The sequence below is a fragment of the Vibrio sp. TRT 29B02 genome (genome assembly GCF_050113655.1).
Classification (GTDB): Bacteria; Pseudomonadota; Gammaproteobacteria; order Enterobacterales; family Vibrionaceae; genus Vibrio.
Map to the genome: position 1 here is coordinate 78,985 of NZ_JBNJOJ010000004.1, position 18,403 is coordinate 97,387.

Below are 18,403 nucleotides of genomic sequence, written 5' to 3' on the forward strand. Positions count from 1 at the left end.
ACCTCTACTGCCACTTGCGGTGGTATGCACCGAGTGTTGTTTGCTTACCTTCTGACACGTTTGCTAGAGTCGCATCCCAAGCCGCTTCGACTTGGTAGCCTTCAGGGTTTGCGAGATAGCGATCAATAGCGGCTCGCCAAGTACGTGTCACCTGCTCCACGTAGGCAGGGCTGCGTTGGCGTCCTTCGATTTTTACCGAGGCTACGTTCGCGGCAAACAGCTCAGGGAGCATAGAGAGGGTGTTCAAACTGGTTGGCTCTTCCAAAGCATGATAAGCCTTGGTTTGCTCTTCTAGATCGGCGGTGAAACGGCCTTTACATAAGGTCGGATAACCTGCATTTTCACCTTCGCTGTAACGGTCAATAAGAATGTTGTTGAGGCGAGACTCAAGCCCTTTCTCGGTTTCTTGCCAACGAACATATTTGGCAGGCGAGCATGCCCCCACTGTGTTTGGTGATTCGCCAGTCATGTATGAGGAGAGATAGCAGCGTCCTTCAGACATGATGCATAGGCTGCCAAACGCAAACACTTCAAGTTCGACATCGCTGGTGATATTACGTGATAGCTGTTTCACCTGATGAATCGAAAGAACACGAGGCAGAACAACGCGCTTGACGTTAAAGTTGTTCTTGTAGAAATCGATAGCCGCGACGTTTGTTGCCGAGGCCTGTACTGATAAGTGAAGTTCTAAGTCAGGGTACTTTTGCGATGCGTAATCAAGTACCGCGATATCTGCCACAATCAGAGCATCTACGCCATTATCCGCTGCACGGTCGACCGCATCGGTCCAACGGCTAAAGCCGTCTGGATGAGCGAAAGTGTTGAGAGCGACATGAATCTTCTTCTTATGGTCATGAACGTACTGAACGGCTTTTTCCAGTTTCTTACCTGTAAAGTTTAAACCCGCAAAGTGACGGGCATTGGTATCATCTTTAAAACCGATGTAAACCGCATCAGCGCCACAATCAATTGCAGTTTTTAGTGCAGGCAAGTTACCTGCAGGGCATAGGAGTTCCATTGCTCTTACCAGACTGTCTCATAAAATTGTTGAGCATTTTATGAAGAATTATGAATGGCAAATTTGATATAAGGCAGGTTTGAGTGAGTTTCTAAGTGAAATAATTACTTAGGGTTAGTTTTTGTGGCGACGATTTTGTGCAAATAGCTCTTCAACCTCTTGTCTTGGCTGAGGGCGATGGAAGTGGAAGCCTTGAATTGAGTTACAGTTTAGATTAGACAGCAGAGTCGCTTGTTGCTGTGTCTCTACACCTTCGGCGACGACAGTCAAATTGAGTGATTTGCCTAGATTGATGATATTTTCTATGACTGTGATTTGTTTAGGCAGCGTATCAATATCAGAGATAAATGCTCGGTCAATTTTGAGTTCATCGATTGGAAATCTCGCTAAGTAGGAGAGCGATGAATAGCCCGTTCCGAAGTCATCGATTGATAGAGCAAAACCTAGTCGCTTAATCGCATTCAACATTTGAAGAGTGTGCTCACTATCACTCATCACCGCACTTTCTGTCAGCTCAAAAGTAATACAGCTTGGATCTAATTCTGTTGTGCGCAGCAACTTCTCCATGTAGTCGATTAACTTAGGGTTGCCAAATTGTTCAGGGGAGAGGTTGATCGCCACTCGACCCGGTAAAATACCTTGCAGCTTCCAGCGTTTGACTGTGGCAAAGACCTCGCGCATGACCACTCGACCTAGATGTTCGATCAAGCCAGCTCGTTCCGCAACAGGAATAAATGCACCAGGGCTAATATAGCCTTCTACGGGATGTTTCCAACGAATCAGTGCTTCTGCGCCATTGATACTGAAGTCTCGCGCATTGACTTTAGGTTGATACCACACCTCAAGTCCATTTTGTTGCAGCGCTTTCTGTAATTCGATTTCCAGCCATAAGCGCATACGAGCTTCTTTGTTCATCTGATCGTTGAATTTGATCAGTCGGTTGCGACCACGATCCTTGGCCTCATACATTGCTGTGTCAGCGTTTTGTAGCAAGATACGAGCATCGTTGCCATCTCCAGGGTAGGCAACACTACCAATAGAGCACGCAAGTCGCTTGCTGAAGTGGTGTAGATCAAACGGTTGATTCACGAGAGAGATAATGCGTTCTGACAGCATTTCTGCCATGCGATTATTATCAGGTTCAGGCAGTATGATGCCGAACTCATCTCCTCCTAAATGCCCTAAAACCGCATGTGGAGGTAAAAGACGCTTAAGACGAGAAGAGACTTCCTTGATCACTTTGTCCCCAATATGGTGGCCAAGTGAGTCGTTGATATTTTTGAAGTTATCGATATCAAGATAGAGCATGATCAACGGTGTATCGTTGTGGATCAGTTGCTCTAAACGTTTGGTGAATCCGAAACGGTTATACAAGCCAGTGAGTGAGTCAACATGCGCATCTTCATGTTGTGTTGGAGAGAGCTTCTTAGGTGTCGAATCTGCATCTTGGATCAAAACCAGCTGAGAATCACTACCGAGAATCATTGTCGCGTCAGCTAACAGCTGGACTTTGCGCTCAAATCCACAGCGAGGACCAGTCAAACACGTTAATGGTGCTTCACCGAGCGAGTTGACTAATGAGCTAGAAAAAACCGTTTTTGTTTTTTCATCGACAAATAGCCGTGAAAGGTTTTCTCCGAGTAGATCTTGTACCGACTCAAAACCAAGTAATCTTAACGCAGCAGGATTTGCTGAAATGATGCAATCGTCTTCCACTAACATGATTCCCTCAGGAACGAGAGAGGTCAAAGTCGAAAACTTACCTTCTGACTCTTCCAAAGAGCGAATGAGGATCTGTTTTTCAGAGGTGTCGAGAGCATGAAAGATGATGTGCTCGATCTTACCATCGGTATTCAGTGGCGAGATATTGAAATGCAGGCTGGTCTCTAAGTCGAGATCACCCATCGTCATCTCAGCTTCGATCGATTCACCTTTAAAAGCGCGATCATAATAAGGCTTGAGATGATTATAAAACTGTTGCCCCATGATCTGGCTGTCACTCATACCGACCATTTCAGGAGGAGTAAGACCTGCGATATCACAATAGCGCCCGTTAACCACGGCATAATTATGCTGGTTATCTAAGATAGCGAAAAAAAACGGGCTGTTAGCCGTTATTTCTTTAAACCAGTGCTGTAATTGTTGCGATAGCATCAAGTTTTTCCAACTCTCCAACAGAGCTTGTGATTCACATCGGTTGTGAATATGAATGATGTAATAACTATAACTGTCATTGCCTGTAGTTTAAAGAGTTTCAGGCATCACGCAGATTCTTTGACAAATAACAGGAATCGTTAGTTAAACATACTTTATGATGAGCAATTCCAACCCACAAAGTAACGGATAATTCGCGTGATTAACAAGATTCGCACTCAACTAGTTCAAAACGCTGCATCAATTTTGCGATCTCCAGTCCACTTATTGCCTCAATCTGTACAAAAAAAAGCCTTGCTTGAAGGGCTAAAAACGGTGTTCAAAGAGGCTCTTGAAGATGGGGATTTCGAATTCCTTGAAGATAAGTGGTTAAAAGTTGAAGTAAAAGATATGCAGCTGAGTTGGCTGATTAGCTATCAAGACGAACAGCTTGTCGTTGGTGATAAAAGTGTGAAGGAAGATGTGTTGTTTGGAGGGAATCTGAATGACTTAGTTTTGATTGCCGGACGCAAAGAAGATCCTGATACCCTGTTTTTCCAACGTCGCCTAACCATAGAAGGTGATACGGAATTGGGTTTGGAAGTCAAAAACTTGATGGACAGTGTCGATCTTGATTCATTGCCGAAAGCTGTTCAGACCTTGTTAAATCAGCTAGCCGAATTTGTGCAAAAAGGCTTACAATCGCCTTCAACACACAAAGAGGTTGTAAATGCTTATTCGAACTGAAGCACCAGCAGATATTCTGGCGGTCGATAGACTTCTAAAAGGAGCCTTCGACACAGAAGCAGAAGCGAACTTAGTCATGACACTAAGAGAAAATGGTCGCCGTACATTGTCGCTTGTTGCTTGCAACGATGAAGGTGAAGTCGTGGGTTATGTACTGTTTAGTCCGGTCACATTAGACGGTGAAGACCTAAACTGGCAGGGATTAGCGCCACTAGCTGTTCGTCACGATTACCGAAACAAGGGAATTGCCGCCGATCTCGTTAAAGAAGGATTAGCTTCTTTACTGGAGTTTGACTACCCAGCTTGCGTGGTACTTGGTGATCCTGCTTATTATGCTCGATTTGGCTTTGAAGCAAGCGAAAAGCATAATATGCGTTGTCAGTGGGATGTCCCTCAAGGTGCATTTCAGGTGCTAGGTTTAGTGGAAGGAGAGCTAAATCAGCGCACAGGTTTGATCGAATACAGCAGAGAATTTTCAGAACTTTAGCTTTGTTCGCCGCAGAAAAGGATGAAAAATTATCGTTTTGTCCTTTTTTTGACCGCTTGGCGGCCAGTAGCTAATTTTTTGCAAAAATCTACTTGTCAGCAATAGCGTGTTTCGCTAGTATTGCTCGGCCTTCGATAAGGAGGTCGCTAGCCTTGTTCAAAAACCTATTGAAAAGTAATGTTTTCGAGCGGCGCTGGCTCAACAATTTGGAACATAGGTGGAAACAATGTTTACAGTTCTACTTGTGATTTACCTGTTGGCAGCGGTTGGTGTAATCGGCCTAGTGTTGATTCAACAAGGTAAAGGCGCAGATATGGGAGCCTCATTCGGTGCAGGCGCATCAAACACAGTGTTTGGCGCAAGCGGCTCAGGTAATTTCCTAACCCGAATGACTGCAATTTTTGCAACAGTATTTTTCGTCCTCAGCTTGGTGCTAGGCAATATGTCTACACACAAAACTGAATCTCAGTGGGTTGACCCAACACAAGGTCAAGTTATCCAGCAAGCTGACGATGCGAGTGAAATTCCTGCCCCTCAAGGTAGTGAAATTCCTCAATAAGCTATTTTCTAGCTGAGAAATAGAATTAGCTGCCGAGATGGTGAAATTGGTAGACACGCTAGCATGAGGTGCTAGTGCCTTAGGTGTGAGGGTTCGAGTCCCTCTCTCGGCACCATTGATTTACAAACTTGTAAAACACCTTGGAGAGCGTATAATGCTCGACAAGTCGGACGCGGGGTGGAGCAGCTTGGTAGCTCGTCGGGCTCATAACCCGAAGGTCGTCGGTTCAAATCCGGCCCCCGCAACCAATCCTGTTAGGATTTGGACAAGTTTGCGCAGTAGCGATACTGCGAGTTAAGCGACAATGATTTTGCTTAACGTATCAGGGTCCAGCAACAAAAAACCCCGACTTTTCGGGGTTTTTTGTTATCTAAATTTCTGAAGAGAAATTTAGAGCTTTGCTTGGAATTTAAATTGGGCTGTGAGCCCTTTTTTTGTTTCTGGAGTGGTTAAAATGACTGGTTTAGAAAGACAACTTACTGAAATGCTTGAAGCTCCTGTAGCTGCATCAGGTTATGAGTTAGTTGGATTAGAATTTATTCGCGCAGGCGAGCATTCAACGTTGCGTATTTTTATCGACCACGAAAACGGCATTACTGTCGAAGATTGTGCGGAAGTTAGCCGTCAAGTAAGTGCGGTTATGGACGTTGAAGATCCAATCACAGTGGCTTACAACCTTGAAGTGTCTTCACCAGGTTTAGAAAGACCACTTTTCAAAGCTGCACACTATGAACAATTTATTGGTCACGAGGTAAGCATCGTTTTGAAGATGGCTGTAGGCAACCGTCGCAAGTGGAAAGGTGTAATCCACTCAGTGGATGGTGAAACTATCTCTGTTACTGTTGATGGTAATGAAGAAGAGTTTGCACTAAGCAATATCTCAAAAGCTAACCTGATCCCTAAATTTTAATTAAAGTCTTAGAGGCTATTTAAAATGAGTAAAGAAATTTTAGCGGTAGTAGAAGCGGTATCGAATGAGAAAGCGGTACCTCGTGAGCGTATCTTTGAAGCCCTTGAAATTGCTCTAGCAACTTCTACTAAGAAAAAACACGAAATCGAAATTGACGTTCGTGTTCAAATTGACCGTAAAACGGGCGAGTTCGAAACTTTCCGTCGTTGGTTAGTAGTAGAAAACGTTGAACATCCAACGAAGGAAATCTCTCTAGAAGCTGCTCAGTACGATGATGCTGAAGTTCAACTAGGTGATTACGTTGAAGATGATATTGAGTCTGTAACATTTGACCGTATTACGACTCAAACTGCTAAACAAGTTATCGTACAAAAAGTACGTGAAGCAGAGCGTGCACAAATCGTTGAACAGTTCATCGACAATGAAGGTGAACTTGTTACTGGCGTAGTTAAGAAAGTAAACCGTGAAACGGTTGTTCTTGACTTAGGTAACAACGCGGAAGCGGTAATCCTACGTGATGACCAACTTCCTCGTGAAAACTTCCGCCCAGGTGACCGTGTGCGTGGTCTACTATACAAAGTGGCTCCAGAAGCGCGTGGCTTCCAGCTATTTGTTACTCGCTCTAAGCCTGAAATGCTTGCTGAGCTATTCCGTGTTGAAGTTCCTGAAATTGCGGAAGAGATCATTGAGCTTAAAGGGGCAGCTCGCGATCCAGGTTCTCGTGCAAAAATCGCAGTGAAAACAAACGACAAACGTATTGACCCAGTGGGTGCGTGTGTTGGCATGCGTGGTGCACGTGTACAAGCCGTTTCTGGTGAGCTTGGTGGTGAGCGTATCGATATCGTTCTTTGGGACGATAACCCAGCGCAATTTGTAATTAACGCAATGGCGCCTGCAGACGTTGCTTCTATCATCGTAGATGAAGATGCGAATGCTATGGATATCGCAGTTGAAGCGGACAACCTAGCACAAGCTATCGGCCGTAACGGTCAGAACGTACGTCTTGCGTCTCAACTGACTGGTTGGGAACTTAACGTAATGACAGTAGAAGATCTTCACAAGAAACATGCTGAAGAGTCTCAAGCTGCTATTGATAGCTTCATGAAGCACCTAGATATCGAAGAAGACTTTGCTCAACTGCTTGTTGAAGAAGGCTTCTCAACTCTAGAAGAAGTTGCTTACGTTCCAGTTAACGAACTACTTGAAGTTGATGGTCTAGATGAAGATCTAGTCGAAGAACTACGTAATCGTGCTAAGAATGCACTAACGACTCTTGCGCTAGCACAAGAAGAGTCTTTCGAAGGCGTTGAGCCAGCAGAAGACCTACTAGGCCTTGAAGGTCTTGAGCGTGAGATGGCATTTAAACTGGCAGCTAAAGGTGTATCAACACTAGAAGACCTAGCTGATCAGGGCATCGATGATCTTGAAGGTATTGAAGGCCTGACCGAAGAGCGTGCGGGTGAGCTAATTATGGCAGCTCGTAACATCTGTTGGTTCGGCGACGAAGCATAATTTTCAGCAAGGAGAAAGCGGCATGACACAAATTACTGTTAAGGCACTGAGTGAAGAAATTGGAACTCCAGTGGACCGCTTAATTGAACAACTTGCTGATGCTGGTATGAACAAAGCGAGCAGTGATCAGGTTTCTGATGAAGAAAAGCAGAAACTTTTGACTCACTTAAAGAAAGAGCACGGTGACACTACGGGTGAATCTGAGCCAACTCGTTTAACTCTACAGCGTAAAACTCGCAGCACACTTAGCGTAAATGCTGGTGGCGGCAAGAGTAAGGATGTTCAAGTAGAAGTACGCAAGAAGCGAACTTATGTTAAGCGCAGCATTATCGAAGACGACGCAAAACGTGAGGCTGAGGAAGCAGCAAAGCGTGAAGCTGAAGAGCTTGCGAAGCGTGAGGCTGAAGAGCTAGCAAAACGTGAAGCTGCAGAGAAAGCACAACGCGAGGCCGATGAGAAAGCGAAGCGAGAAGCGGATGCAAAACGTGACGCAGAAGAAAAGGCAAAGCGCGTACAAGCTGATAAGGCTAAGAAAGACATGAATGCAAAAAATGCGGACGCGAATGCGCAAGCGAAAAAAGAAGCTGACGAACTAAAACGTCGTCAGGAAGAAGAAGCCCAACGTAAAGCTGAACAAGAAGCTGCAAAGCTTGTTGAAGAAGCTCGTAAACTAGCTGAAGAAAATGAAGCTCGTTGGAATGAAGAAGAACAGAAGAAGAAAGAGCTTGAAAACTCTGACTACCATGTGACTACTTCTTCGTATGCACGTGAAGCAGAAGATGCTGCTGACCGCAAAGAAGAAGGCGCTCGTCGCAGGAAGAAAAAGAAATCTTCTCTAGATGAAGAGCCACCTCGCCCTAGCCGCAACCAACGTGGTGGTAAAGGCCGTAAGCAAGGCAGACTTTCTAAGCCAGCTTCAATGCAGCAAGGCTTCGATAAGACCGCTACTGTTGCTAAAGCAGACGTTGTGATCGGCGAAACAATCGTTGTATCTGAACTTGCTAGCAAGATGTCGGTTAAAGGCACAGAAGTTATCAAGGTGATGATGAAGATGGGCGCTATGGCGACTATCAACCAAGTTATCGACCAAGAGACGGCTCAGCTAGTTGCTGAAGAAATGGGCCACAAAGTTATTCTGCGTAAAGAGAATGAGCTGGAAGAAGCGGTACTGTCAGATCGTGACAACAACGCTGAAGCCGTTCCTCGCGCACCTGTTGTTACTATCATGGGTCACGTTGACCATGGTAAAACGTCTACGCTTGACTACATTCGTCGCACACACGTTGCGTCTGGTGAAGCAGGTGGTATTACACAGCACATTGGTGCATACCACGTAGAAACAGACAACGGCATGATCACCTTCCTTGATACTCCTGGACACGCGGCGTTTACCGCTATGCGTGCTCGTGGTGCTCAAGCGACGGATATCGTTGTTCTTGTTGTTGCAGCGGACGATGGCGTTATGCCACAAACAGTTGAAGCGATTCAGCACGCGAAAGCGGCAGGCGTTCCACTGATTGTTGCGGTTAACAAGATCGATAAAGAAGACGCAAACCCAGACAACGTTAAGAATGAGCTAGCTCAGTACGACGTAATTCCTGAGGAGTGGGGTGGTGAGAACATGTTCGTTCACATCTCTGCGAAACAGGGTACTAACATTGACGGTCTTCTAGAAGCAATCCTTCTTCAGTCTGAAGTTCTTGAACTTAAAGCTGTTAAAGAAGGTATGGCGTCTGGTGTAGTTGTTGAATCTCGACTAGATAAAGGTCGTGGTCCAGTTGCTACAGTACTTGTTCAGTCAGGCACACTAAACAAAGGCGATATCGTTCTTTGTGGTCAAGAGTACGGCCGTGTTCGTGCGATGCGTGATGAGCTTGGTAAAGAAATCACAGAAGCGGGTCCTTCTATCCCTGTAGAGATCTTAGGTCTTTCAGGCGTGCCTTCTTCAGGTGACGAAGCGACTGTAGTACGTGATGAGCGTAAAGCGCGTGAAGTTGCTAACTACCGTGCTGGTAAGTTCCGTGAAGTGAAACTTGCACGTCAGCAGAAATCTAAACTAGAGAACATGTTCTCGAACATGACGGCTGGTGAAGTTGCTGAACTGAACGTAGTACTGAAGGCTGACGTTCAAGGTTCTGTTGAAGCGATTGCAGACTCACTACTGAAACTATCGACTGACGAAGTGAAAGTAAACATCGTGGGTTCTGGTGTTGGTGGTATTACAGAAACTGACGCAGTTCTAGCTGAAGCTTCAAACGCTATCATCCTTGGCTTTAACGTTCGTGCTGACGCTTCTGCGCGTCGTGCGGTTGAAGCGGCAAGTGTTGACCTACGTTACTACTCAATCATTTACCAATTAATTGATGAAGTGAAACAAGCAATGGGCGGTATGCTTGCTCCAGAATTCAAGCAAGAGATCATTGGTCTTGCTGAAGTACGTGACGTGTTTAAGTCACCGAAACTGGGTGCAATCGCTGGTTGTATGGTTACTGAAGGTCTAATTAAGCGTAGCAACCCTATCCGTGTACTACGTGATAACGTTGTTATCTACGAAGGTGAGCTAGAATCACTACGTCGCTTTAAAGATGACGTTCAAGAAGTTAAGAATGGCTACGAGTGTGGTATCGGCGTTAAGAACTACAATGATGTTCGCGTTGGTGACCAGATCGAAGTATTCGAAATCGTAGAGATTAAACGTACTCTTGATTAATTGACTAAAATTACGAGCAAGATCTTCTTAAGATAAGCTGTAATTGGTTGTTGAATACGCCATGGGGGGCTGGTTACGACCATCCCCCCATTCTTTCTAATAAGAGAAAAGATATGTCAAAAGAATTTAGCCGCACGCAGCGAGTGTCACAGCAGCTGCAAAAAGAGCTCGCTCTGATCCTTCAGCGCGAAGTTCGCGATTCACGCCTAGGCATGGTGACGATTTCTGATGTAGAAGTGTCACGTGATCTAGCGTATGCAAAAGTATTTGTTACCTTCCTTTGTGTTGGTGAGCAAACACCAGAGTCATGCCTTGAAGCATTACGTGAGCATGAAGTTCATATCCGCATGATGCTAGGCAAGCGTATCCGTCTGCGTTTAACGCCAGAAGTTCGTTTCTACTATGACAACACCTTGGTTGAAGGTATGCGTATGTCGAACCTTGTTTCTGAAGTCGTTAGCGAAGATAAGCGTAAGCAAAGAGACTCAGGTCGTGAAGAAGAACAGACTGGGGAAGACAGCTAATGGCTCGTCGTCGTAAAGGTCGTCCAATTAACGGTGTGATTCTGTTGGATAAACCAACGGGAATTTCATCGAACGATGCACTGCAGAAAGTAAAGCGAATCTATTTTGCTGAGAAAGCAGGTCATACGGGTGCACTGGATCCCCTAGCGACAGGTATGCTGCCGATCTGCCTCGGTGAAGCAACCAAGTTCTCGCAGTTTTTGCTTGATTCCGACAAGCGCTACCGTGTGATTGCTAAGCTTGGTGAGAGAACCGATACCTCTGATTCTGATGGTGAAGTGGTAGAGACGCGTCCTATCAATGTTGATATGGATAAGCTGCTCGCTTGTATCGATAAGTTTCGCGGTGAATCTGATCAAGTGCCTTCAATGTTCTCTGCGCTCAAGTACCAAGGTAAGCCTTTGTACGAGTATGCGCGTCAAGGTATTGAAGTACCGAGAGAATCACGCAAGATCACGGTTTATGAAATCATCTTGCATCGCTTTGAAGGCGATGAAGTGGAAATGGAAGTACACTGTTCGAAAGGTACTTACATTCGCACAATCGTTGATGACCTAGGTGAAATGCTTGGTTGTGGTGCTCATGTCACTATGCTGCGTCGTACCGCGGTTGCAAATTACCCTTACGAGAAGATGGTGACGTTAGAGCAACTGAATGAGTTGCTTGAGCAAGCTCAACGTGAGGAGATTGCACCGAAAGATCTACTTGATCCACTGCTATTACCAATGGATACCGCAGTAGAAGATCTGCCGGAAGTTAACCTTAACGCAGAGCTTACCGATCTTGTTCAGCACGGTATGCCAGTCCAAGTGTTTGGTGCGCCAGAAGGTACCCCACTTCGCATGACATCTGGAGAAGAGAAACTCTTCATCGGTGTGGCTGAAGTCAACGCAGATGGCAAAGTCGCTCCGAAGCGACTGGTTGTCTTCCGAGATGAGACTCAGCAGTAATACCATCTAGAGAAAAGCCGAAGCACTTGCTTCGGCTTTATATTACACCACATTCTAAATGCTATTGGATGAGCCCTTTTTCACTCAGAAGGGTACGAAGTTGATCCGCGCGTTTACGGTTAACGCCAAAGTCGGAGTAACCCATTCTAGACTCAGAACGTACCAACAGCTGTTCACCTTCAATGCGTAATTCGAGGTCATCAACAAATCGCATGATCTTTGAGGTGCATTCAATACGAAGATAATCCTGCTCCTTCACGGCTGTTTTAGCTCCGGGTAATTGCAGCGCGGCAGCTTCGATGGCATCAATACTGGTGCTGCTCGCCAAAGTAAAGGGTGCAAGCTGATGCTTCTCTCGTGCATCTTGAGTCGAGACACAGTTAGGTTTGTCACCACAAGGGAGCGAAGTGCGATCTGTCATGGTTGTGACTCCTTGGCTACATGCCGTTAAGGTGAGTAGGGTCAGAGAAAGGAGAGCCCCTTTTTTCATCTTGGATTCCTTAGTATTGGAACTGGTCAGATAATTATATGTTTTAAATAAAAAAAGGATCCAAAAATAGGATCCTTTTTCGTGGTTATGAGAGGTTAAACTTCTAGGAAGTCGAGAATACCTTCAGCCGCTTTACGTCCTTCATCGATGGCTGTTACAACCAAGTCAGATCCACGAACCGCGTCACCACCAGCAAAGATTTTCTTATTGCTGGTTTGGAACATAAACTCCTGATCCGACGGCGCTTTAATACGCCCCCACTCATCGAGCTCGACGCCAAAAGGTGTTAGCCATGACATTTGATGAGGCTGGAAGCCAAACGCCATGATGACAGCGTCAGCAGCAAGCACGTGTTCACTGCCTTTTACGGGTTGAGGACGACGTCGTCCAGCATCATCGGGTTCACCCAGCGCAGTTTTAACGACTTTAACACCAGAGACTTTACCACTGGCATCAACTTCGACACCGAGAGGCTGTAAGTTAAACATGAAGTCGACGCCTTCCTCTTTAGCGTTTTTCACTTCTCGACGTGAGCCAGGCATGTTTTCTTCATCACGACGATACGCACAGATAACGTTGGAGGCGCCTTGACGAATCGAAGTTCGAACACAGTCCATCGCAGTATCACCACCACCTAGGACAACGACCTTTTTTCCTGCCATATCGATAAATGCTTCTTCACTCGGTAACTCCATTACTTTATAAGTATTGGAGATAAGGAAAGGCAAGGCATCGTAGACGCCTTGAGCATCTTCATTCTCAAGTCCGGCACGCATATTCTTGTAGGTTCCTACACCTAGGAAGACGGCATCATATTCATCGACAAGCTGCTGCATCTCAATGTCTTTACCGACTTCTACACCCAAACGGAACTCAACGCCCATTTCAGTGAATACTCGACGACGGTTTTCCATCACGCCTTTTTCAAGTTTAAACGATGGAATACCAAACGTAAGTAGGCCGCCAATTTCAGGGTAGCGGTCGAAGACAACCGGCTTCACACCGTTTCGGACCAAGATATCCGCAGCGGCAAGGCCAGCAGGACCTGCACCGATAATCGCGACTTTTTTATCTGTCCAAACCACTTTAGACATGTCCGGTTTCCAGCCCATTTCAAAGGCTTTGTCGGTGATGTACTTTTCGATATTACCGATAGTGACCGCACCAAAGTCTTCGTTTAGGGTACAAGAACCTTCACAAAGACGATCTTGCGGACAGACGCGTCCACAAACTTCTGGAAGACTGTTGGTCTGGTGAGAGAGTTCTACCGCTTCCAGAATTCGCCCCTCATTCGCTAACTTTAGCCACTGAGGAATGTAGTTGTGAACCGGACACTTCCATTCACAGTAAGGGTTACCACAGTCTAAACAGCGATCTGCCTGAGCGGTAGCTTGCTGATTAGTAAAGGGTTCATAGATTTCAACGAACTCGATCTTACGAATTTTAATTGGTTTTTTCGCAGGATCGACGCGCTGAACATCGATAAATTGGTATACGTTCTGACTCATGATTCAAACATCCTCCATGATTACTGCGCTTGAACGCGAAGTTCTGCGGCACTGCGACTTTGATGACCAAGCAGAGTACTTAAATCTGCTGCCTGCGGTTTAACCAAGTAGAACTTCGGAATCCATTCATCAAAGTTCGCTAGGATGTTTTCTGCGTGGACTGAGCCTGTTTCTTCTAGGTGCTCAGCGATCAAACCGCGCAGGTGTTCTTGGTGGATATAAAGATCCGATAGCGCAATCGCTTCGACAGATTCTTGGTTTACTCGTCCTTGGAACTCTTCGTTCTCATCAAGCACGTAAGCGAAACCGCCTGTCATACCCGCACCAAAGTTAACTCCGGTCGCACCAAGGATAGCGACAATACCACCCGTCATGTATTCACAAGCGTTGTCACCTGCACCTTCAATCACGGCAATCGTACCTGAGTTACGGACACCAAATCGCTCTCCTGCCGTACCTGCTGCGAAAAGTTTTCCGCCAGTCGCGCCATACAAACAGGTATTACCAATAATCGTTGCTTCATTACACTGGAAGGCAGTGCCTTGGTGAGGCTTGATGCTAATTTTGCCTCCAGCCATACCTTTACCCACGTAGTCGTTCGCATCGCCTGTCAGGTAAAGTTCAACACCGCCAGCATTCCAGACACCAAATGACTGACCAGCAGTACCATCTAGGTGAAGCCTAATCGGGCTTGCTGCCATACCTTGATTGCCATAGCGTTTCGCGATTTCACCAGATAAACGAGCGCCAATAGAACGGTCAGTGTTAATTACTTTGTAGAACAAGTCTTTAGACTGACATGCCTCAATAGATTCAAGCGCATCCGAGACAATCTTTTGGTTCAATTCAGCTTTATCAAATGGAGCATTTGATTCCGTCCAGTAAAGAGGGTGGCCTTGTGGCGATATTGGTGATTCAAGAATACCCGAAAGATCTAGCTTGCTCTGTTTCGCTGTTAGCCCCTCAACGGCTTCTAAGAGATCGGTGCGACCGATTAAGTCAGTCAGTTTCTCAACCCCAAGTTGTGAAAGTAACTCACGCACTTCATCAGCGAGGCCGATAAAGTAGTTCATCACCATTTCCGGCAGGCCTTTGAAGTACTGTTTGCGTAAGGTGTCATCTTGAGTCGCAACGCCAGTCGCGCAGTTATTTAAGTGGCAGATACGTAAGAACTTACAACCCATAGCAACCATAGGCGCCGTACCGAAACCGAAGCTTTCTGCACCAAGAATCGCAGCTTTAACGACATCAAGTCCAGTTTTCAAGCCACCATCGACTTGAAGACGAATCTTATGGCGTAGACCATTGGCGACTAACGCTTGCTGAGTTTCTGCAAGACCCAGTTCCCAAGGGCTGCCAGCATATTTGACCGACGTTAATGGGCTAGCCGCAGTACCACCGTCATAACCTGAGATGGTAATTAAATCGGCGTATGCCTTGGCAACACCCGTCGCAATAGTGCCAACGCCCGGCTCAGAAACCAGTTTGACCGAAATCAGTGCTTCTGGGTTGACCTGTTTTAGGTCGAAAATCAGCTGAGCGAGATCCTCGATAGAGTAAATATCGTGGTGTGGTGGCGGAGAAATCAGTGTTACCCCTTGTACTGAGTAACGTAGTTTCGCGATCTCAGCGGTGACTTTATGTCCCGGTAACTGTCCACCTTCACCCGGTTTTGCTCCTTGCGCTACTTTGATTTGCAGTACATCTGCGTTGGTCAGATAGTGTGGTGTCACACCAAAACGACCAGAAGCAATCTGTTTAATGCGTGAGTTGCGCTCTGTACCAAAACGTCTTGGATCTTCACCACCTTCGCCTGAGTTTGAGTAACCGCCTAAACGGTTCATCGCGGTTGCTAGGGCTTCATGAGCTTCTGGGCTCAATGCACCGATTGACATCGCCGCCGAGTCAAAACGTTTGAAGAGTTCTGTACTCGGTTCAATTTTTTCTAATGGCAGCGGCGTTGACGATGTCTTCAGGTGCATTAAGTCGCGCAGCATAGCAACGGGACGTTCGTTTACCTGCTTAGCAAAGCTTCGGTAATCAGAAGTGTCACCAGATTTTACCGCTTGTTGTAGCGTACCTACGACATCTGGGTTGTAGGCGTGGTATTCGCCGCCGTGAACGTATTTCAACAATCCACCATGTTCAATTGGCTTACGTTTCGTCCATGCTTTGCGAGACAGATTGTAAAGATCTTGCTCGAAGTCTTCGAAGTTCGCCCCTTGAATTCGGGTTGTGACTCCCTTGAAGCAGAGATCGACGACATCTTGGCTTAGACCTACTGCTTCAAATAGTTGAGAGCAACGATATGAGGCAACGGTTGATATGCCCATTTTCGACATGATCTTGTATAGACCTTTGTTGATGCCACTCTGGTAGTTTTGCATCACCTGTCGATAGCTCTTGGCGATAGCACCATCATCAATGACTTTCGCTAAGGTTTCATAAGCCAGATATGGATAAACCGCTGTTGCACCGAAACCAAGCAGTACTGCAAATTGGTGAGGGTCTCGCACAGTGCCTGTTTCGGCGATGATGTTGGCGTCACAGCGAAGGTTTGCATCGATCAATCGGCTTTGTACTGCCCCTACAGCCATGGCTGCTGGGATCGGTAATCGGCCTTTTTGTAGTACTTTGTCTGAGAGAACCACGAGAACGGTTCCTTCGCGAACCGCTTGCTCTGCCTGATCACAAAGATCAAGAATCGCTTGCTCAAGGTCTTTGTCGTCGGGATTGTAGTTGATGTCTAGTACCGTACTACGGTAGTGCTCATCACTTAACTCAAGTAGTTGCTGCATGTCTGAGTAAAGCAGAACCGGTGAATCAAAGGTTACACGATGAGCGTGACCGTCGGTCTCGCAGAATACGTTCATCTCTTGGCCGACACTGGTCGCCAATGACATGACGTGTTTTTCACGAAGTGGATCGATCGGTGGATTGGTTACCTGAGCGAATTTCTGACGGAAATAATCAGTAATCAATCTCTCTTTAGACGACAACACTGCCATTGGCGTATCGTCACCCATTGAGCCGACTGCTTCTTGTCCCATATCGCCAAGAACACGCAATACCTGATCAACCTCTTCGTTGCTCATCGCAAACTGCTTTTGATAGGTCTTTAGTTCATCTTCATCGAAGCTACGTTCGCCCACTTGGTCTTCTGGCAACTTAGAGAATGGTGTCAGTTTATGGACATTATTTTCCATCCATTCACGGTATGGGTGGCGATCTTTGAGGTCATTATCGATCTCACTTGATTGCCAAAGCTTTCCACGGCGAGTATCAATAACTAAAAGCTCGCCTGGACCCACTCGTCCTTTTTCTGCGACTTCATCGGGAGCGTAGTCCCAGATACCAACCTCAGACGCTAACGTAATTAACTTATCTTTTGTTATGACATAACGAGCAGGACGTAAGCCATTACGGTCAAGGTTACATGCGGCGTAACGACCATCTGATAAGACGATACCAGCAGGGCCATCCCACGGTTCCATGTGTTTGGAGTTGAAATCATAGAAGGCACGTAAGTCAGGATCCATATCAGGGTGGTTTTGCCACGCTGGCGGAACGAGCATTCGCATCGCACGGAAGATATCCATACCCCCAGCTAAAAACAGATCGAGCATGTTGTCTAAGCTTGATGAGTCTGAACCTGTCTCGTTAACGAAGGGTGCAGCTGTTTGCAGGTCAGGTAGCAGTGGTGACGCGAATTTGTACGCTCGTGCTCGAGCCCATTGTCGGTTGCCTTGAATCGTATTGATTTCACCATTGTGAGCCAGATATCTGAATGGCTGAGCGAGTGGCCAACGAGGCTGAGTATTCGTCGAGAAACGCTGGTGGAACAAACAGATAGCAGATTCCATACGCAGGTCTGCCAAGTCGAGATAAAACCTTGGTAGGTCGGCTGGCATGCATAGACCTTTGTACACTATGACTTGTGTCGACAGGCTACAGACGTAGAACTCACTATCATCAACAATGCGTTTTTCAATACGGCGGCGGGCGATATATAGGCGACGTTCAATATCGCGTTCACGCCAGCCAGCAGGCGCTGAAATAAAAACTTGCTGAATGTTTGGTAAAGAATCTGCGGCAATTGGTCCGAGTACTGTTGGGTTGGTTGGCACGTCACGCCAGCCAGATACAGTCAGAGTTTCTTGGGCAAGTTCTTGATTGATAATGTCTTTTGCTTGCTGTGCTTTGGCTGGGTCTTGGTTAAAGAAAATCATGCCAACGGCATATTGTTTACCAAGCTTAAAGCCATTTTCTTCGGCAATAAGACGTAGATATGAATCGGGCTTTTGCAGTAATAGACCACATCCGTCACCCGTTTTTCCATCAGCCGCGATGCCGCCACGGTGGGTCATGCGATCAAGTGCTGAAATTGCGGTACGTACCAGTTTATGGCTTGGCTCACCTTCCATATGTGCAATTAAGCCAAATCCACAGTTGTCTTTCTCGAGACTAGGATCGTATAGAGCCATTGCAATTCTCCCTTTGCTTTTCTGTCATCCCGACAGAACTACCAACATTTAAAGGGTTGGTATTTATGACTAACTATTCATTTTAATTGTTATATATCGTATAGATATGCAGTAAATGTTCTTAAAACATTTAACAAAATTTGACGAATTCATTTTCATCGACTTCACAACGTATAGGTTATTATGAAAAAGGTCAAGTTCTTGGTGGAAAATCACGCTAATATACAATTTACCACGGAATACGCTGTAATTATCTATAGAATTCAGTTGGTTAGAATTTTGATTGTTACAAGTTTGCAACATTTGAATGTCAGGGAAATAAAAAAGACCAGCACAATGTACTGGTCAAATGGAAAAGTTTGGAAGGAATG

General features: G+C 45.9%; 13 protein-coding genes and 2 tRNA genes. 10 read left to right on the top strand and 5 right to left on the bottom strand.

The genetic code is table 11. The annotated features are described in order from the left end of the window. Positions 1 to 4: 4 nt before the first annotated feature. The gene (ubiU, locus tag ACQEXT_RS03945) at positions 5 to 1,018 is read right to left on the bottom strand and encodes a ubiquinone anaerobic biosynthesis protein UbiU (protein WP_331416196.1); all 1,014 of its coding nucleotides are present in this window, start codon (positions 1,016 to 1,018) and stop codon (positions 5 to 7) included. A gap of 114 nt (positions 1,019 to 1,132) precedes the next feature. Beyond that, complete coding sequence (locus ACQEXT_RS03950) at positions 1,133 to 3,172, bottom strand: sensor domain-containing protein (protein WP_426950723.1); 2,040 nt, start codon at positions 3,170 to 3,172, stop codon at positions 1,133 to 1,135. Between the two features lie 198 nt (positions 3,173 to 3,370). Here ACQEXT_RS03950 and ubiT point away from each other — a divergent pair, with 198 nt between their 5' ends. From ubiT to truB, 10 genes are all read left to right on the top strand, one after another. Next, complete coding sequence (gene ubiT, locus ACQEXT_RS03955; protein WP_138972559.1) at positions 3,371 to 3,898, top strand: ubiquinone anaerobic biosynthesis accessory factor UbiT; 528 nt, start codon at positions 3,371 to 3,373, stop codon at positions 3,896 to 3,898. Beyond that, positions 3,882 to 4,385, top strand: a complete 504-nt coding sequence (locus ACQEXT_RS03960) for an N-acetyltransferase (protein ID WP_331416198.1) — start codon at positions 3,882 to 3,884, stop codon at positions 4,383 to 4,385. The genes ubiT and ACQEXT_RS03960 overlap by 17 nt, the downstream gene beginning before the upstream one ends. Positions 4,386 to 4,611: 226 nt before the next feature. Continuing rightward, positions 4,612 to 4,944, top strand: a complete 333-nt coding sequence (gene secG / locus ACQEXT_RS03965; RefSeq protein ID WP_138972557.1) for a preprotein translocase subunit SecG — start codon at positions 4,612 to 4,614, stop codon at positions 4,942 to 4,944. A gap of 31 nt (positions 4,945 to 4,975) precedes the next feature. Next, positions 4,976 to 5,059, top strand: a tRNA-Leu gene (locus ACQEXT_RS03970). Positions 5,060 to 5,115: 56 nt separating this feature from the next. Beyond that, a tRNA-Met gene (locus tag ACQEXT_RS03975) sits at positions 5,116 to 5,192 on the top strand. Between the two features lie 206 nt (positions 5,193 to 5,398). After that, positions 5,399 to 5,854 carry a ribosome maturation factor RimP gene (gene rimP, locus ACQEXT_RS03980; protein ID WP_269376563.1) on the top strand — a complete coding sequence of 152 codons (456 nt, stop codon included), beginning with the start codon at positions 5,399 to 5,401 and terminating at the stop codon, positions 5,852 to 5,854. Positions 5,855 to 5,878: 24 nt separating this feature from the next. After that, positions 5,879 to 7,366, top strand: coding sequence for a transcription termination factor NusA (gene nusA, locus ACQEXT_RS03985; protein WP_138972555.1), 1,488 nt, complete (start codon positions 5,879 to 5,881; stop codon positions 7,364 to 7,366). A gap of 22 nt (positions 7,367 to 7,388) precedes the next feature. Beyond that, the gene (gene infB / locus ACQEXT_RS03990; RefSeq protein WP_426950725.1) at positions 7,389 to 10,076 is read left to right on the top strand and encodes a translation initiation factor IF-2; all 2,688 of its coding nucleotides are present in this window, start codon (positions 7,389 to 7,391) and stop codon (positions 10,074 to 10,076) included. A 113-nt stretch (positions 10,077 to 10,189) separates the two neighbouring features. Beyond that, a complete protein-coding gene (gene rbfA / locus ACQEXT_RS03995) occupies positions 10,190 to 10,600 on the top strand; it encodes a 30S ribosome-binding factor RbfA (RefSeq protein WP_138972553.1) in 411 nt (136 codons plus the stop codon). Next, positions 10,600 to 11,550 carry a tRNA pseudouridine(55) synthase TruB gene (gene truB, locus ACQEXT_RS04000; protein WP_426950726.1) on the top strand — a complete coding sequence of 317 codons (951 nt, stop codon included), beginning with the start codon at positions 10,600 to 10,602 and terminating at the stop codon, positions 11,548 to 11,550. Before rbfA ends, truB begins: the two co-directional genes overlap by 1 nt. 61 nt (positions 11,551 to 11,611) lie before the next feature. Here the strand turns inward: truB and ACQEXT_RS04005 are convergent, their stop codons facing one another. The 3 genes from ACQEXT_RS04005 to gltB all read right to left on the bottom strand — a co-directional run bounded on the left by ACQEXT_RS04005 (position 11,612) and on the right by gltB (position 18,032). Beyond that, entirely contained in the window at positions 11,612 to 12,040 is a 429-nt protein-coding gene (locus ACQEXT_RS04005; protein WP_331416202.1) for a DUF1499 domain-containing protein, read from the bottom strand. A 95-nt stretch (positions 12,041 to 12,135) separates the two neighbouring features. Then, complete coding sequence (locus ACQEXT_RS04010) at positions 12,136 to 13,548, bottom strand: FAD-dependent oxidoreductase (RefSeq protein WP_331427072.1); 1,413 nt, start codon at positions 13,546 to 13,548, stop codon at positions 12,136 to 12,138. A 20-nt stretch (positions 13,549 to 13,568) separates the two neighbouring features. Beyond that, positions 13,569 to 18,032, bottom strand: a complete 4,464-nt coding sequence (gene gltB / locus ACQEXT_RS04015; RefSeq protein ID WP_426950728.1) for a glutamate synthase large subunit — start codon at positions 18,030 to 18,032, stop codon at positions 13,569 to 13,571. Positions 18,033 to 18,403: the final 371 nt, after the last annotated feature.

What these genes read in the sequence shown, in the direction of transcription:
- ubiU (WP_331416196.1), bottom strand. Translation starts at nt 1,018, where the DNA reads ATGGAACTCCTATGCCCTGCAGGTAACTTGCCTGCACTAAAAACTGCA.
- ACQEXT_RS03950 (WP_426950723.1), bottom strand. Translation starts at nt 3,172, where the DNA reads ATGCTATCGCAACAATTACAGCACTGGTTTAAAGAAATAACGGCTAAC.
- gltB (WP_426950728.1), bottom strand. Translation starts at nt 18,032, where the DNA reads ATGGCTCTATACGATCCTAGTCTCGAGAAAGACAACTGTGGATTTGGC.
- ACQEXT_RS04010 (WP_331427072.1), bottom strand. Translation starts at nt 13,548, where the DNA reads ATGAGTCAGAACGTATACCAATTTATCGATGTTCAGCGCGTCGATCCT.
- rimP (WP_269376563.1), top strand. Translation starts at nt 5,399, where the DNA reads ATGACTGGTTTAGAAAGACAACTTACTGAAATGCTTGAAGCTCCTGTA.
- truB (WP_426950726.1), top strand. Translation starts at nt 10,600, where the DNA reads ATGGCTCGTCGTCGTAAAGGTCGTCCAATTAACGGTGTGATTCTGTTG.
- ACQEXT_RS03960 (WP_331416198.1), top strand. Translation starts at nt 3,882, where the DNA reads ATGCTTATTCGAACTGAAGCACCAGCAGATATTCTGGCGGTCGATAGA.
- ACQEXT_RS04005 (WP_331416202.1), bottom strand. Translation starts at nt 12,040, where the DNA reads ATGAAAAAAGGGGCTCTCCTTTCTCTGACCCTACTCACCTTAACGGCA.
- secG (WP_138972557.1), top strand. Translation starts at nt 4,612, where the DNA reads ATGTTTACAGTTCTACTTGTGATTTACCTGTTGGCAGCGGTTGGTGTA.
- nusA (WP_138972555.1), top strand. Translation starts at nt 5,879, where the DNA reads ATGAGTAAAGAAATTTTAGCGGTAGTAGAAGCGGTATCGAATGAGAAA.
- rbfA (WP_138972553.1), top strand. Translation starts at nt 10,190, where the DNA reads ATGTCAAAAGAATTTAGCCGCACGCAGCGAGTGTCACAGCAGCTGCAA.
- infB (WP_426950725.1), top strand. Translation starts at nt 7,389, where the DNA reads ATGACACAAATTACTGTTAAGGCACTGAGTGAAGAAATTGGAACTCCA.